General features: G+C 61.4%; 13 protein-coding genes and 1 tRNA gene. All 14 read left to right on the top strand.

The genetic code is table 11. From position 1 onward, the window contains the following. Positions 1-97, top strand: a 97-nt coding sequence (locus tag A39O_RS39785) for an EF-Tu C-terminal domain-related protein (RefSeq protein WP_020508486.1), incomplete at its 5' end; no start/stop codon positions are given. Positions 98-172: 75 nt separating this feature from the next. Further along, positions 173-248: transfer RNA gene (locus A39O_RS0130780), tRNA-Trp, on the top strand. 45 nt (positions 249-293) lie between these two features. Beyond that, positions 294-671 carry a preprotein translocase subunit SecE gene (secE, locus tag A39O_RS0130775; protein WP_020508485.1) on the top strand — a complete coding sequence of 126 codons (378 nt, stop codon included), beginning with the start codon at positions 294-296 and terminating at the stop codon, positions 669-671. 2 nt (positions 672-673) lie between these two features. Further along, the gene (nusG, locus tag A39O_RS0130770) at positions 674-1,207 is read left to right on the top strand and encodes a transcription termination/antitermination protein NusG (RefSeq protein ID WP_020508484.1); all 534 of its coding nucleotides are present in this window, start codon (positions 674-676) and stop codon (positions 1,205-1,207) included. A gap of 169 nt (positions 1,208-1,376) precedes the next feature. After that, positions 1,377-1,811 carry a 50S ribosomal protein L11 gene (gene rplK, locus A39O_RS0130765; protein WP_020508483.1) on the top strand — a complete coding sequence of 145 codons (435 nt, stop codon included), beginning with the start codon at positions 1,377-1,379 and terminating at the stop codon, positions 1,809-1,811. Positions 1,812-1,813: 2 nt separating this feature from the next. Further along, the gene (gene rplA, locus A39O_RS0130760) at positions 1,814-2,509 is read left to right on the top strand and encodes a 50S ribosomal protein L1 (protein ID WP_020508482.1); all 696 of its coding nucleotides are present in this window, start codon (positions 1,814-1,816) and stop codon (positions 2,507-2,509) included. A gap of 309 nt (positions 2,510-2,818) precedes the next feature. Further along, positions 2,819-3,346, top strand: a complete 528-nt coding sequence (gene rplJ, locus A39O_RS0130750; RefSeq protein WP_026199871.1) for a 50S ribosomal protein L10 — start codon at positions 2,819-2,821, stop codon at positions 3,344-3,346. Positions 3,347-3,390: 44 nt separating this feature from the next. Continuing rightward, positions 3,391-3,768, top strand: a complete 378-nt coding sequence (gene rplL / locus A39O_RS0130745; RefSeq protein ID WP_020508479.1) for a 50S ribosomal protein L7/L12 — start codon at positions 3,391-3,393, stop codon at positions 3,766-3,768. Positions 3,769-3,991: 223 nt separating this feature from the next. Further along, positions 3,992-8,164, top strand: coding sequence for a DNA-directed RNA polymerase subunit beta (gene rpoB / locus A39O_RS0130740; protein ID WP_020508478.1), 4,173 nt, complete (start codon positions 3,992-3,994; stop codon positions 8,162-8,164). 122 nt (positions 8,165-8,286) lie between these two features. Further along, positions 8,287-12,501: a DNA-directed RNA polymerase subunit beta' gene (rpoC, locus tag A39O_RS0130735; RefSeq protein ID WP_020508477.1), complete on the top strand. Its 4,215-nt coding sequence runs from the start codon at positions 8,287-8,289 to the stop codon at positions 12,499-12,501. A 413-nt stretch (positions 12,502-12,914) separates the two neighbouring features. After that, the gene (gene rpsL / locus A39O_RS0130730; RefSeq protein WP_020508476.1) at positions 12,915-13,289 is read left to right on the top strand and encodes a 30S ribosomal protein S12; all 375 of its coding nucleotides are present in this window, start codon (positions 12,915-12,917) and stop codon (positions 13,287-13,289) included. Between the two features lie 98 nt (positions 13,290-13,387). Beyond that, positions 13,388-13,858 (top strand): 30S ribosomal protein S7, encoded by a 471-nt coding sequence (rpsG, locus tag A39O_RS0130725; RefSeq protein ID WP_020508475.1) that lies wholly within the window; start codon positions 13,388-13,390, stop codon positions 13,856-13,858. Between the two features lie 42 nt (positions 13,859-13,900). Further along, positions 13,901-15,997 (top strand): elongation factor G, encoded by a 2,097-nt coding sequence (gene fusA / locus A39O_RS0130720; RefSeq protein ID WP_020508474.1) that lies wholly within the window; start codon positions 13,901-13,903, stop codon positions 15,995-15,997. A 22-nt stretch (positions 15,998-16,019) separates the two neighbouring features. Then, positions 16,020-16,156 (top strand): GTP-binding protein (locus tag A39O_RS35920; protein ID WP_020508473.1); only part of this gene is annotated, 137 nt, incomplete at its 3' end.

Here is a 16,156-nt window from a genome sequence, read left to right as displayed (position 1 = left end):
GATCGCCCCGATCGCCATGGAAGACGGGTTGCGCTTCGCCATCCGCGAGGGCGGTCGGACCGTCGGCGCCGGTGTGGTTGCGAAGATCATCGAGTGATTTAACCCGGTGGCCTGGCCTTGGACCGTGGTACAATGCGCGGTCAAAGGTTCGGGACACCCGGTCCTTCTTTCTAGGCCAGTAGCTCAATTGGCAGAGCAGCGGTCTCCAAAACCGCAGGTTGGGGGTTCGAGTCCCTCCTGGCCTGCCATACAACCATCGCCCTACACATCATCCGAAGGCGACACAGGATCCCATGAACGTAAGCGCTGAGGCCGGAGGCGCCAACTTGGACATTGCCAAGTTGGCAGTTGCCGCATTGTTGCTGATCGGCGGCATTTTTGCCTTCTATTATTTTGCCGCCTATTCGGCGCTATTGCGCGTGATCGGGCTGCTTGCCATCAGCGGTGGAGCCGCCGCGATTGCGCTGCAAACGCAGCCCGGTCGGCGGCTTTGGCAGTTTGTGTCGGATGCCCGCATGGAGGTCCGCAAGGTCGTCTGGCCAACCCGCCAGGAAACGGTTCAAACCACCTTGGTGGTGATGGTGATGGTGGTCATCGTCGGTCTCGTTCTCTGGCTGTTTGACATGGTGTTGATGGCAATTCTGAGATTCCTCACCGGCCAAGGAGGCTGATAGTGGCGAAGCGTTGGTATGTTATTCACGCCTACTCGGGCTTCGAAGGTCAGGTCAAGCGGTCCCTTGAGGAGCGCGCCCGGCGTGCGGGGCTTGAAGATGCGTTCGCGTCCGTGCTGGTACCGACCGAGGAAGTCGTGGAGATCCGTAACGGACAGCAACGCAAGAGCGAGCGAAAGTTTTTTCCCGGTTATGTTCTGGTCAATATGGAGATGACCGACGAGACCTGGCATCTGGTAAAAGCGGTGCCGAAGGTCATGGGTTTCATCGGTGGTACCGGCGATCGGCCGGCGCCAATCCCGGATAAGCAAGCAGACGCCATCCTTCAGCGCATGCAGGAAGGCGTGGAGAAGCCGCGTCCGAAGGTCTTGTACGAACCAGGGGAGGTCGTACGGGTTGTCGATGGACCCTTTACGGACTTCAATGGTGTTGTCGAAGAAGTCGATTACGACAAGAACCGGGTAAAAGTCTCGGTCTTGATCTTCGGTCGCTCCACGCCGGTCGATCTGGAGTTCTCCCAAGTAGAGAAGGGTTGATATCAGGTCCTATGAATCCGCCAAGGCGGATTCCATGGCGGCGGCGGATCATCCTCGCTGCTGCACTCGACGACCGAAGACCGCTCAATCGCGTTTTGTCCCCAACAGGGGCCCAACACGGGGAGCCTGGGTGTTCACCCCGGGCGTTTGCACCCACAGGAGAGAAACCATGGCGAAAAAGATAAACGCCTATATCAAGCTGCAAGTCAAGGCGGGGATTGCCAATCCCAGTCCGCCCGTCGGGCCGGCCCTGGGTCAGCACGGCGTCAATATCATGGAGTTCTGTAAGACGTTCAATGCCCGTACCTCGGATCTGGAGCAGGGCATGCCGATTCCGGTGGTGATCACCGTTTATTCGGATCGCAGCTTCACATTTATCACCAAGACCCCGCCCGCCTCGATCCTGCTGAAAAAAGCGGCAGGCGTGCAGAAGGGCAGTGCGGTGCCGCAAACCACGAAGGTTGGCAAGGTGACTCGCGAGCAACTCGAACAGATTGCGAACGCGAAGATGCCCGATTTGACTGCCGCCGATCTGGATGCGGCGGTACGCACGATTGCGGGCAGTGCCCGATCGATGGGTCTTGAAGTGGAAGGGGTGCTTTAGTCATGGCTAAGCCGAGCAAGCGTCAGCAGGCAATCCGTGAGCGGATCGAGCACGGCAAACTCTATCCCGCCGAAGAAGCCTTCGGCCTGCTGAAAGAAGTTTCCCGGATCAAATTCGTTGAGAGCGTCGATGTGGCGGTGAACCTGGGTGTGGATCCGCGCAAGTCCGATCAGGTGGTTCGCGGCTCGACCGTCCTCCCTCACGGGATCGGCAAGACCGTACGTGTTGCGGTATTTGCCCAGGGTCCAAATGCCGATGCGGCCACTGCAGCCGGTGCGGACCGGGTCGGATTTGACGACCTGGCAGAGGACATCAAAGCCGGAAAGATGGATTTCGATGTGGTGATCGCCTCGCCGGATGCCATGCGTGTTGTTGGTCAACTCGGTAAGATTTTGGGTCCCCGCGGTTTGATGCCTAACCCGAAGGTTGGCACTGTCACCGCCGATGTGGCCGAAGCGGTGCGCAACGCCAAGGCGGGACAGGTACGCTACCGTACCGACAAGGCGGGCATTATCCACTGCCCGCTGGGTCGCGTGGACTTTGAGCCGGCGAAACTGCGGGAGAACCTGCAAGCCTTGCTGGCGAACCTCATGAAGGCGAAGCCGAGCACCTCCAAGGGCATCTACATGCGCAAGGTGACGGTTTCCACGACCATGGGACCAGGGCTGGCGGTCGACCATCAGGCACTCAGCCTCTAAGTCGAAAATCATTGTTTAAGGCCCTGAGGCGCCGGTCGTGCGATTCGATGGAGTCGCCGACCGGGTGCCGCGGGCCAATACTTTGGGGCCCCGACTCGGTCGGGGACCGTCAAAGACCGCAGGTGGCGCAGCAGCCAATAAGGATTCAGCCGCTGTGACTTAATCGCCCCAGGCGCCTGCGCAGACGGTGCTCCAGAATCAGATTGCTGATGAAGGTGCACAGGACGGTGCCGATGCTCGCCGATGGAACGGTGAGCAACTGCACCACCCGGCTCAGGCCGGGTCAATGTTAGACCAGAGGTGACGAAAGTGGCGCTAAATCTTGCGCAAAAAGAAGCGATCGTCGCCGAAGTTGCGGAAGTCGCTCGGAGTGCTTTCTCGGCCGTCGGGGCTGAGTATCGGGGCTTGACCGTTGGCCAGATCACGAAGTTGCGTGTGGAAGCACGCAAGGCCGGGGTCTACGTTCGGGTGGTCAAGAATACCCTGGCTCGGCGCGCGCTTGCCGACACCGATTTTGCGTGTATGCAGGATGGGCTCAAAGGCCCTTTGATCCTGGCCTTCGCGCAAGAGGACCCCGGTGCGGTCGCACGTGTCGCGCAAGCCTTCGCCAAGGAGCACGACAAGTTCCAGGTGTGCATGGTGGCCGTCGGCGGCAAGCTGCTCGCCCCCGCGAAGCTCGGTGATCTCGCCAAGATGCCGACTCGCGATCAGGCGCTCAGTCAGTTGCTCGCCCTCATGAAGGCCCCGGTCCAAAAGCTCGCAGCGACCATGAACGAGGTCCCGGGCAAGTTGGTCCGCACCCTCGCCGCAATTCGCGATGCCAAAGAGGCGGCGTAGTCCGCACGCCTCGTATCACAGCAGTTTGATTCAGGAGACAGGCAATGGCCGTTTCGAAAGAAGAGATCCTCGACGCAATCGGTAATATGACCGTCCTCGAGGTGGTTGATCTGATCAAGGCGATGGAAGACAAGTTCGGTGTGACCGCTGCCGCCGCGATGGTTGCAGGCCCGGCCGCCGCGGTGGCCGAGGTCGCCCCGGTCGAGGAACAGACCGAGTTCAACGTGATCCTGGCTTCCTTCGGTGCCAACAAGGTCGGCGTGATCAAGACGGTACGTGCCCTGACCGGTCTGGGCCTCAAGGAAGCGAAGGACGCGGTGGAAGGGGCGCCGACCACCGTGAAGGAAGCCGTTTCCAAGGCCGAGGCCGAGGCAGCGAAGAAGGAACTGGAAGAGGCTGGCGCAACCGTCGAAATCAAGTAACGGCGCATTGCGTCGCGACCAAGTTTCACGGGACCAATAGGCTGGCGGCGACGAGCCGCCGGCCTTTTGCCGTTTGGTTGAGGGTCATCGTCCGCGCGTAAGGGGCGGGCGACCTGGCGAGCGCGACGTCGTCGCTTCGTCCGGCGGGCGCCATCGCGAACCATTAGTGGTCCTGATTTCGGGTCCCGTCCGGGTCCCAAGTACGATCTCGAGGGAAGGCATAATGGCTTATTCGTTCACCGAAAAAAAGCGCATCCGTAAAGACTTCGGCAAACGTCCGACGATCCTGGACGTGCCCTTCCTCCTGGCTACTCAGATCGGGTCGTATCGCGAGTTCCTGCAGGCCGAGGCGGCACCGAAGCGACGTGCCGACATGGGCTTGCACGCTGCCTTCAAGTCCGTGTTTCCCATCGAGAGCTACTCTGGGTATGCGGTGCTTGAGTACGTCAGCTATCGGCTGGGCGAGCCGCCCTTCGACGTGCGCGAGTGTCATCTGCGCGGCGCGACCTATGCGGCACCGCTGCGTGTCCTGCTGCGCCTCGTGATCTACGACAAGGAGGCGCCGTCCGGCTCCAAGGTGGTGAAAGACATCAAGGAGCAGGAAGTCTATATGGGCGAGTTGCCGCTCATGACCGAGACCGGCACCTTCATCGTCAACGGGACCGAGCGTGTTATCGTCTCGCAGCTTCACCGCTCGCCCGGTGTCTTTTTCGACCACGATAAAGGCAAGACGCACTCGTCCGGTAAGCTCCTCTTCTCCGCGCGGGTCATCCCTTACCGTGGCTCCTGGTTGGACTTCGAGTTCGATCCCAAGGACAACGTCTTCGTGCGTATCGACCGGCGCCGCAAGTTGCCGGCGACCATTCTGCTGCGCGCCCTGGGTTATGGGGTCGAGGATATTCTGGAGCGCTTTTTCGCGACCGACACCTTCCGCTTCGTCGGCGACGAGGTGTCCCTGGACCTGGTTCCGGAGCGGCTGCGTGGCGAGACGGTCGGGTTCGATGTGAAGCTCGGTGACCAAGTCATCGTCGAAGCTGGCCGGCGGGTCACCGCCCGGCACATCCGTGAACTCCAGAAGGCCGGGGTCGAGCGGTTGGAAGTCCCATCCGACTTCCTGATTGGACGCATCCTCGCGCGCGCCCAGGTGGACAAGGGGACCGGCGAGGTGATCGCCGAGGCCAACACGGCGCTGACCAAGGAGTTGATCACGCTCCTGGTCGGCAAGGGCATTGATCATGTCGAGACCCTGTTCGTCAACGACCTGGATCAGGGACCCTACATCTCCGAGACCCTGCGCATCGACCCGACCACGACCGATCTGGAAGCGCAGGTCGAAATCTATCGCATGATGCGGCCGGGCGAGCCGCCCACCAAGGATGCGGCCCAGAATCTGTTCCATAACCTGTTCTTTACCTCGGATCGGTATGACCTCTCGGCCGTCGGCCGCATGAAGTTCAACCGTCGCCTGGGGCGTGAGCCGGAGGTGGGTCCGGGCGTGATCTATGACGGACGCTACTTCAGCGGCCGCACCGATGCGTCCTCCCAGGCGCTGTACGCCGAGCATGGTACGGCCTCGGACATCATCGACGCACTCAAGGTGCTGGTGGAGTTGCGCAACGGTCGCGGTACGGTCGACGATATCGACCACTTGGGCAACCGCCGCATCCGCTGTGTCGGCGAGATGGCGGAGAACCAGTTCCGCGTCGGTCTGGTGCGGGTGGAACGGGCGGTCAAGGAGCGCCTGTCCCTGGCCGAGTCCGAGGGGTTGATGCCGCAGGAGTTGATCAACGCCAAGCCGGTCTCCGCCGCGATCAAAGAGTTCTTCGGCTCCAGTCAACTGTCGCAGTTCATGGACCAGAACAACCCGCTGTCCGAGGTCACGCACAAGCGGCGCGTCTCGGCGCTCGGCCCCGGCGGTCTGGCGCGGGAGCGGGCCGGTTTCGAGGTCCGCGACGTTCACCCGACGCACTATGGCCGCGTGTGTCCGATCGAGACGCCGGAAGGGCCGAATATCGGCCTGATCAACTCGCTGGCAGTCTACGCCCGGACGAACCGCTATGGCTTCCTGGAAACGCCTTACCGCAAGGTTGAAGGCGGTCGGGCGGGCATGGAGATCAATTATCTGTCGGCCATCGAGGAAGGCAACTTCGTCATCGCCCAGGCCAACGCCACGCTGGCCGAGGACGGGCTGCTGACCGACGCCCTGGTGTCCTGCCGTTATCAGAACGAGTTCACGATGAAGGCCCCGGAGGAAGTCCAGTACATGGACGTGTCGCCGCGCCAAATCGTCTCGGTGGCGGCGTCGCTAATTCCCTTCCTGGAGCACGACGACGCCAACCGCGCCCTCATGGGTTCCAACATGCAGCGGCAGGCGGTGCCGACCCTGCGTGCGGAGAAGCCATTGGTGGGGACCGGCATGGAGCGGGCGGTGGCCAAGGACTCGGGCGTGGTGGTGCGGGCGCGCCGCGGCGGCGCCATCGAGTCGGTGGATGCCGCGCGCATCGTGGTGCGGGTCAATGACGAGGAGGCTGAACCGGGGGTGCCGGGCGTGGATATTTACACGCTCACCAAGTACACCCGTTCCAACCAGAATACCTGTATCAACCAGCGTCCCTTGGTGAAGCCGGGCGATGTCGTCGCCAAAGATGACGTGCTGGCCGATGGCCCCTCCACGGACATGGGTGAATTGGCCCTGGGGCAAAACCTGCGCGTCGCCTTCATGCCCTGGAATGGTTACAACTTCGAGGACTCGATCCTGATCTCTGAGCGGGTCGTCCAGGAGGACCGCTTTACCAGTATTCATATCGAAGAGCTGTCTTGTCTTGCTCGCGATACCAAGCTGGGGCCTGAGGAGATCACCAGCGACATCCCCAATGTGGGCGAGTCGGCGCTCTCCAAGCTCGACGAGTCGGGGATCGTCTATGTCGGAGCCGAGGTTCGCGACGGCGACATTCTGGTCGGCAAGGTCACCCCGAAAGGCGAAACCCAGCTCACGCCCGAAGAAAAGTTGCTGCGTGCGATCTTCGGTGAGAAAGCCTCTGACGTGAAGGACACCTCACTGCGTCTGCCGTCCGGGATGACCGGCACCGTGGTGGACGTCCAGGTGTTCACCCGCGATGGCGTGGATCGCGACAAGCGTGCCCAGCAGATCCAGGAACAGGAAATGGACCGGGTGCGCAAGGACTTCGCGGACCAGCAGCGGATCATGGAGAACGACACCTTCCAGCGTGTCGAGCGGATGCTGATTGGTAAGGTCGCCGATGGCGGGCCGGGCTCACTCAAGCCGGGGGCCAAGATCACCAAGGCCTATCTCCAGGAAATCGCGGAGAAGGGGCAGCGTGACCGCTGGTTCGAGATCCGGATGCACGGCGAGGAGGTGGCCCTCCAGCTCGAAGCCGTTGCCAACCAGATCAAACAACAGCGTGAGGAGTTCCGCGACCGCTATGAGGTCAAGAAGCGCAAGATTGCGAGCGGCGATGACTTGGCTCCCGGCGTGCTCAAGATGGTCAAGGTCTATGTGGCAGTGAAGCGGCGCATCCAGCCCGGCGACAAAATGGCTGGCCGTCACGGCAACAAGGGCGTCATCTCGAAGGTCGTTCCGGTGGAGGACATGCCGTTCTCCGCGGACGGTGAGCCGGTCGACATCGTTTTGAACCCGCTGGGCGTGCCCTCGCGCATGAACGTCGGACAGGTGTTGGAAACCCATCTGGGCTGGGCCGCCAATGGGCTCGGGGTCAAGATCGGCCGCTTGCTGCGCTCCCAGACCGCGGTTGCGGAACTGCGTGACTTCCTGGACAAGGTCTACAACAGCAGCGGCAAACAAGAAGACCTGCAGAGTTTCTCGGACGATGAGATTCTCGAGTTGTCGCGCAATCTGGTCAGGGGTGTGCCGCTGGCCACCCCGGTCTTCGACGGTGCCACCGAGGATGAGATTCGCGCGATGCTCAAGTTGGCGGAACGCGACAACAGTGCGCAGGGGATTCCGGTCGGTCAGACCTTGCTGTTCGATGGACGCACGGGTGACCGCTTCGAGCGCCCGGTGACGGTGGGCTACATGTACATGCTCAAACTCAACCATTTGGTGGATGACAAGATGCATGCCCGTTCCACCGGTCCCTACAGTCTGGTGACACAGCAGCCGCTGGGCGGTAAGGCGCAGTTCGGCGGCCAGCGTTTCGGTGAGATGGAGGTCTGGGCGCTGGAAGCCTACGGCGCCGGCTACACCCTGCAAGAGATGCTCACGGTGAAGTCGGATGACGTCAACGGCCGCACCAAAATGTACAAGAACATTGTCGATGGCGACCATCGCATGGAGGCCGGCATGCCCGAGTCCTTCAACGTGTTGGTCAAGGAGATTCGCTCCTTGGCGATCAACATCGAGCTTGAACAGGATTAGAGGTGAGTCGCGAGTAGCAGGCAGCGCGCGCCGAGGGAACACGCGATCCTCGGCGCCCTGCCTCGAACCTCGAATCTCGGCCCTCGCAACTCGCACCTCGCAACTCGCGTAGGAGATTTGAATTGAAAGACCTCCTCAAGATTATCAAGCAGCAGGGCCAGGCCCTGGAGTTCGATGCGATCAAGATCGGGCTGGCTTCACCCGACATGATTCGCTCCTGGTCCTATGGTGAGGTGAAGAAGCCGGAGACCATCAACTACCGGACTTTCAAACCGGAGCGCGATGGGCTTTTCTGCGCCAAGATCTTTGGCCCGATCAGTGACTACGAGTGTGTCTGCGGCAAGTACAAACGCCTCAAGCACCGCGGTGTGGTCTGCGAGAAGTGCGGTGTCGAAGTCACCCTGGCCAAGGTGCGGCGTGAGCGCATGGGCCACATCGACCTGGCGAGTCCGGTGGCGCACATCTGGTTCCTCAAGTCCTTGCCGTCGCGGATCGGACTGCTGCTCGACATGACGCTGCGCGATATCGAGCGGGTGCTCTATTTTGAGTCGTTCGTCGTCATCGATCCGAGCATGGTGGTCGACCTGGAGCGCGGCCAGTTGCTGACCGACGAGCAGTATCTCGAAGCGCTGGAAGCGAACGGGGACGAATTCGACGCGCGGATGGGGGCTGAGGCGGTCTATGAACTCCTGCGTACCATCGACCTGCAGGTCGAGGTCCGGCGGATGCGCGAGGAGATCGAGAGTACGAACTCCGAGACCAAGATCAAGAAGCTCTCCAAGCGACTCAAGCTGATGGAGTCTCTGATCGAGTCCGGCAATCGTCCGGAGTGGATGATCCTGACCGTGCTGCCGGTGCTGCCGCCGGAATTGCGTCCCCTGGTGCCGCTCGATGGCGGCCGGTTCGCGACCTCCGACCTGAATGATCTCTACCGTCGCGTGATCAACCGCAACAACCGTTTGAAGCGGCTGTTGGACCTGGTCGCGCCGGACATTATCGTGCGCAACGAAAAGCGCATGCTGCAGGAAGCGGTCGATGCGCTCCTGGATAACGGTCGCCGGGGTCGTGCCATCACCGGCACCAACAAGCGACCGCTGAAGTCCCTGGCGGACATGATCAAGGGCAAGCAAGGCCGCTTCCGTCAGAACCTGCTCGGCAAACGGGTGGACTACTCGGGCCGGTCGGTCATCGTGGTCGGGCCGACGCTGCGGCTCCATCAGTGCGGGCTGCCCAAGCGGATGGCGCTCGAACTGTTCAAGCCGTTTATCTTCAGCAAGCTGCAACTGCGCGGCCAGGCGGCCACCATCAAGGCGGCCAAGAAGATGGTGGAGCGTGGTACGCCGGAAGTCTGGGATATCCTGGAAGAGGTGATCCGCGAGCATCCGGTGATGCTCAATCGGGCGCCGACGCTGCACCGACTGGGCATTCAGGCGTTCGAGCCGGTGCTGATCGAGGGCAAGGCGATTCAGCTTCACCCCCTGGTCTGTACCGCGTTCAATGCGGACTTCGACGGCGACCAGATGGCCGTGCATGTGCCGCTGTCGCTGGAGGCGCAGATCGAGGCGCGCGCCCTCATGATGGCGAGTAATAATATTCTCTCGCCGGCCAATGGTGAGCCCATCATCGTGCCCTCCCAGGACGTGGTGCTCGGGCTCTATTACATGACCCGTGAGCGGGTCAACGCCAAGGGCGAGGGGAGCGCCTTCACGGACATCGATGAAGCGCGTCGTGCCTACGAGACGGGCCATGCCGATTTGCACGCCCGCTGCAAGGTGCGGATTCGTGAAGTGATCAAGGGCGAAGACGCGGTCATGCGCGAACGGGTGAGCATCAAAGACACCACGCTCGGCCGCGCCCTGGTGTTTGCCATCGTGCCTGACGGCTTGCCGTTCGATCTGGTCGATCGGGCGCTCGGAAAGAAAGCCATCTCCCGGCTCATCAATACCTGTTACCGCCAGCTTGGCCTCAAGGAGACGGTCGTCTTCGCCGACCAGATCATGTATCTGGGGTTCCGCATGGCCACCCGTTCCGGGGTCTCGATCGGCCTGGATGACATGGCGGTTCCGGAGGAAAAGGCCGGCATCCTGGCGGACGCGGAGAAACAGGTCAAAGAGATCGAGGAGCAGTATGCCTCCGGTCTGGTCACCAACGGCGAGCGTTACAACAAGGTCATCGACATCTGGTCGCACACCAACGACCAGGTGGCCAAGTCCATGATGTCCAAGCTCGGCAAGCAAACCGTGCCGGATCGCAACGGCAATCCGGTGCAGCAGGACTCGTTCAATTCCATCTATATGATGGCGGACTCCGGCGCCCGTGGTTCCGCCGCCCAGATCCGTCAGTTGGCGGGGATGCGCGGGCTGATGGCCAAGCCGGATGGATCCATCATCGAGACGCCGATTACCGCGAATTTCCGCGAGGGTCTGAACGTCATCCAGTACTTCATCTCCACCCATGGCGCGCGCAAGGGCCTCGCGGATACGGCGCTCAAGACGGCGAACTCGGGTTACCTGACCCGGCGTCTCGTCGACGTGGCCCAGGACATGGTGGTGCTCGAAGTGGATTGCGGGACCGAGCGAGGGCTGCTGATGTCACCCATCATCGAGGGCGGTGACGTGGTCGAACCCTTGCGCGAGCGCATCCTGGGCCGGGTGTCCGCGACCGACGTTTACCGTCCGGGCAGCGATGAATTGATCTGCGCCGCCGGCACCATGCTGGATGAGTCCATCGTGGAGCGCTTCGAGGTTGCCGGTATCGATCAGTTACGGGTGCGTTCGCCTATTACCTGTGACTCGCGGATCGGTGTCTGCGCTCAGTGTTACGGTCGCGACCTGGCGCGCGGCCACCGGGTGAACATGGGCGAGGCGGTGGGAGTCATCGCGGCTCAGTCGATCGGCGAGCCGGGTACTCAGCTCACCATGCGGACCTTCCATATCGGCGGCGCCGCCTCGCGGGCAGCAGCCATCAGCAGCATCGAGATCAAGAACGGCGGCTCGGTGCGGCTGCACAATATCAAGACCGTGGTGCATCACTCCGGTAACCTGGTGGCGGTGTCACGCTCCGGCGAGTTGACGGTGGTCGACGACAAGGGCCTGGAAAAAGAACGCTACAAGGTTCCCTATGGCGCCACCCTGCGGGTGGGTGATGGTGATGCGGTCAAAGGCGGCGATGTCGTCGCCAACTGGGACCCGCATACGCACCCGGTGGTGACCGAGGTGGCCGGTAAGCTGGCCTTCGAGGACTTCATCGAAGGGGTGACCGTGCAGGGCCAGGTGGACGAGGTCACGGGTTTGACCTCGCGGGTTGTCATCCCACCGAATCAGCGGCCATCCACGGGCAAAGACCTGCGGCCAATGATCAAGCTGCTGGATGTCGACGGCAAGGAACTCAATATTGCCGGAACGGACCTGCCGGCACGCTACTTCCTGACGGCCGGAGCGATCGTGAGCGTGGAGGATGCGGCTCAGGTGGGTGTCGGCGACATCCTGGCGCGTATCCCGCAAGAGTCCAGTAAGACGCGCGACATCACCGGCGGTCTGCCGCGGGTGGCCGACCTGTTCGAGGCGCGCAAGCCCAAGGAGCAGGCGCTGCTGGCCGAGGCCAGCGGTACCATCGCTTTCGGCAAGGACACCAAGGGCAAGCAGCGGCTCATCATCAACAAGGATGATGGTGAAACGGTGGAAGAACTGATCCCGAAGTGGCGGCATGTCAACGTCTTCGAGGGCGAGCGGGTGGAGCGCGGCGAGGTGATCGCCGATGGTGAACTGGCCTCACACGACATCCTGCGCCTCAAGGGCGTGACCGCCTTGGCCGAGTATCTGGTCAAGGAGATCCAGGACGTCTACCGCCTGCAGGGCGTGAAGATCAACGACAAGCACATCGAGGTGATCTGTCGTCAGATGTTGCGCAAGGTGGAGGTCATCTCCACCGGGGATACCCGCTTGTTGCGCGGTGAGCAGGTGGAGCACACTACGCTGATGGATGAGAACGCGCGCGTCATTGCCGAGGGGAAGCAGCCGGCCCTGTTCGAGCCGCTGTTGCTCGGCATCACCAAGGCCTCGCTGGCGACCGAGTCGTTTATCTCGGCGGCCTCCTTCCAGGAGACGACCCGCGTCTTGACCGAGGCCGCGGTGCGGGGGTCCACCGACCGTTTGACCGGGCTCAAGGAAAACGTGATCGTCGGGCGTCTGATCCCAGCCGGGACGGGGCTTGCTTATCATAAGGAGCGCAAGCGTCAGCGGCTGGAGGACGATCGTGCATCCGGCAAGGTCGGGATGGATACCGAGGAACTGGAGGAGGCGCTGAAGAAGGCGCTCAACACCTCCGAGGCGGAGTAAGAGCGCAGCGGGGGAGGCTGCCCCGCTCCCGTCCGATTCCCGCGCAGGCCGCAAGCCGGGCTGCGCGGGCGCCGATCAAGCTGCCGACTCAGGCCGATCAAGAGGGTGCCGTCGGCGGTCTTGAACGCATTTGCAATGCGCAGGGCCAACAGCGGATAACCTGTTTGACACTTCCCTGACATGTCCCTATACTGCGCGGTCTTAGCTAGCCGGCTTATACGCCGGCTTGACTATTTCACCATCCGGTACCGATTCCGGAGCTAGGCCCGGACCGACGTCCGGTCCCCGAAGCACTCGAATCCTCCCCATGCGGGGTCGCCGTCCGCTGACTGTTTCGGTCGGCTGATAGGATGTTGTCGCATTCGATTTGCTGTACTGAGACAGGCGCGAGGGCGCCGCTGGAGACCGACTGAATGGCAACGATTAACCAACTCGTGCGGAAGCCCCGCCGGCGCAACGTTGTGAAGAGCAACGTTCCTGCATTGGAGGCCTGTCCTCAGCGCCGGGGTGTTTGCACGCGTGTTTACACAACGACACCGAAGAAGCCGAACTCGGCTCTTCGAAAAGTCGCCCGCGTGCGGCTGACGAACGGCTTTGAGGTCGCGTCCTACATCGGCGGCGAGGGGCATAACCTCCAGGAGCACTCGGTGGTGCTGATTCGCGGCGGCCGTGTCAAGGACTTGCCCGGTGTGCGTTATCACACCGTGCGGGGCACCCTGGATACGTCCGGCGTTGAGAAGCGCCGCCAAGGGCGATCCAAGTACGGCGCCAAGCGTCCGAAGAAATAATGCCCGGTTGTGCCGCTCATAGCCAGGAAAAAGACCCCGTGTGGGTCCAGTGTGAACGAGTGGCGCAAGCCCATCGTGAGAGAGTCGGAGCCTGAGAGATGCCCAGAAGACGCGTAGCTGCACGACGCCAGATCCTGCCAGACCCTAAGCACGGCAGCGAGTTGTTGACCAAGTTCATCAACATGCTGATGGAAGACGGAAAGAAAGCGGTGGCCGAACGGATTATTTACGTCGCGCTGGATCAGGTGGCCTTGAAGAAAGGCGGCGAGCCGATCGGCTTCCTTGAGCAGGCGATGGAAAACGTGCGTCCGGTCGTCGAGGTCAAGTCCCGGCGTGTCGGTGGTGCCACTTACCAGGTGCCGGTCGAGGTGCGCCCGACGCGGCGTAACTCGCTTGCCATGCGCTGGCTGATTGATGCGGCGCGCAAGCGGTCCGAAAAGTCAATGGCCCTGCGTCTGGCCGGCGAGTTGATGGATGCGGCCGATTCACGCGGTTCCGCCGTCAAGAAGAAAGAAGACACTCATCGCATGGCAGAGGCCAACAAAGCCTTCTCCCATTACCGCTGGTAACGGCGTCAGCCGGCACCATCAACTTGCAGGACGGAATCAGTCGTGGCACGCAGCACCCCCATCGAGCGCTATCGCAACATTGGTATCATGGCGCATATCGACGCCGGCAAGACCACGACGACCGAGCGCGTCCTTTATTACACCGGTGTGTCGCACAAGATCGGTGAAGTGCATGACGGCGCTGCCACCATGGACTGGATGGAGCAGGAGCAGGAGCGTGGCATCACCATCACCTCCGCGGCTACGACCTGCTTTTGGAAGGGTATGGATCTGACCCGACCCGAGCATCGTATCAATATCATCGATACGCCCGGACACGTCGATTTCACGATTGAGGTGGAGCGGTCTCTGCGCGTGCTCGATGGCGCCTGCGCGCTGTTCTGCGCCGTCGGCGGCGTCGAGCCGCAGTCGGAGACCGTCTGGCGTCAGGCGAACAAGTACGGTGTGCCGCGTCTCGGTTTCGTAAACAAGATGGACCGCATGGGAGCCAATTTCCTGCGCGTCGTCCAACAGTTGAAAGATCGCCTCGGTGCCACCCCGGTCCCGCTCCAGTTGCCGATCGGTGCGGAAGAGCACTTCAAGGGCGTTGTTGATCTGGTCAAGATGAAAGCCATCATCTGGGACGAGGCGTCCAAGGGTATGACCTTTGAGTATGGCGAGGTCCCTGCGGACATGCTTGAAGAGTGCCAGGAGTGGCGCGAGAAAATGGTCGAGGCCGCCGCCGAGGCGAACGAGGACTTCATGGAGAAGTATCTCGAAGGAATCGCCTTGACCGAGGATGAGATCAAAGCAGGCATTCGTGCGCGGACGCTCAAGAGCGAAATCACGCCAATGTTGTGCGGGTCCGCCTTCAAGAACAAGGGCGTGCAGGCCATGCTCGACGGTGTTCTGGATTACATGCCGTCCCCGCTGGATGTGCCGGCGATCACGGGCATTCTGGACGATAAAGACGAGAGTCTGGGTGAACGTCCCGCCTCGGACGAAGCTCCATTTGCAGCGCTCGCTTTCAAGATCGCGACCGACCCCTTTGTCGGAACCCTGACGTTCTTCCGGGTCTACTCCGGCGTGCTGAATTCAGGCGACAGCGTCTACAACCCGGTTAAGAGCCGGAAAGAGCGCATCGGCCGTATCCTCCAGATGCATGCCAACGACCGGTTGGAGATCAGAGAAGTCCATGCCGGCGATATCGCCGCAGCGGTCGGCCTAAAGGACGTCACGACCGGTGATACCCTGTGCGACCTGAATAAAGTCATTACGCTGGAGCGCATGGAGTTTCCGGAACCGGTCATTTCCGTGGCCGTCGAGCCGAAGACCAAGAGCGATCAGGAGAAAATGGGCCTGGCCTTGCAGAAACTGGCGCAGGAAGACCCGTCGTTCCGCGTCCGAACCGATGAGGAGTCCGGTCAGACCATCATCTCCGGTATGGGTGAACTGCACCTGGAAATCATCGTCGATCGGATGCGTCGCGAGTTCAAGGTCGAGGCCAATGTTGGCGCTCCGCAGGTCAGTTACCGCGAGACGATTCGCAACAAGGTGCAGCAGGAGACCAAGTTCGCCCGGCAGACCGGCGGGCGTGGTCAATACGGCCATGTTTACATCCGGCTTGAACCGCAAGAGGCGGGCAAAGGATACGAGTTCGTCAACGGCATCGTCGGTGGCGTCGTTCCGAAGGAATATATTCCGGCCGTCGATAAAGGTATCCAGGAAGCCATGCGTAACGGCGTGCTGGCTGGATTCCCGGTGGTGGATATCAAAGTGACTCTGTATGACGGCTCGTACCATGAGGTCGACTCGAGCGAAATGGCCTTCAAGATCGCCGGTTCCATGGCCTTCAAAGAAGGCTGCAGCAAGGCAAAGCCGATGCTGCTGGAGCCCATCATGAAGGTGGAAGTGGTGACGCCCGAGGAGAACATGGGTGATGTCATGGGGGACCTCAATAGCCGTCGCGGCATGATTCAGGGTATGGAAGACTCGCCCTCCGGTAAGATCATTCGTGCCGAGGTTCCGTTAGCGCAAATGTTTGGTTACGCGACGGACCTTCGCTCTGCCACTCAGGGCCGGGCGACTTACAGCATGGAATTCGCCAAGTACAGCGAAGTGCCCGCCAGCATTGCTGAAGCGGTCGCTAAGAAACAGTAACGATTGATACGGGAAGAGCGCGATGTCTAAAGAAAAGTTTAAGCGCAGCAAGCCTCATGTAAACGTGGGCACCATTGGGCACGTGGACCATGGCAAGACCACGCTGACGGCGGCGATCACCATGCACCAGGCGAAGAAATTCGGTGGTGAGGCGCGGGC

Source organism: Lamprocystis purpurea DSM 4197 (assembly GCF_000379525.1).
Taxonomy (GTDB): domain Bacteria; phylum Pseudomonadota; class Gammaproteobacteria; order Chromatiales; family Chromatiaceae; genus Thiodictyon; species Thiodictyon purpureum.
The sequence above is the reverse complement of the archived record's forward strand: the minus strand, read 5'-3'. Positions and strand labels throughout refer to the sequence as shown.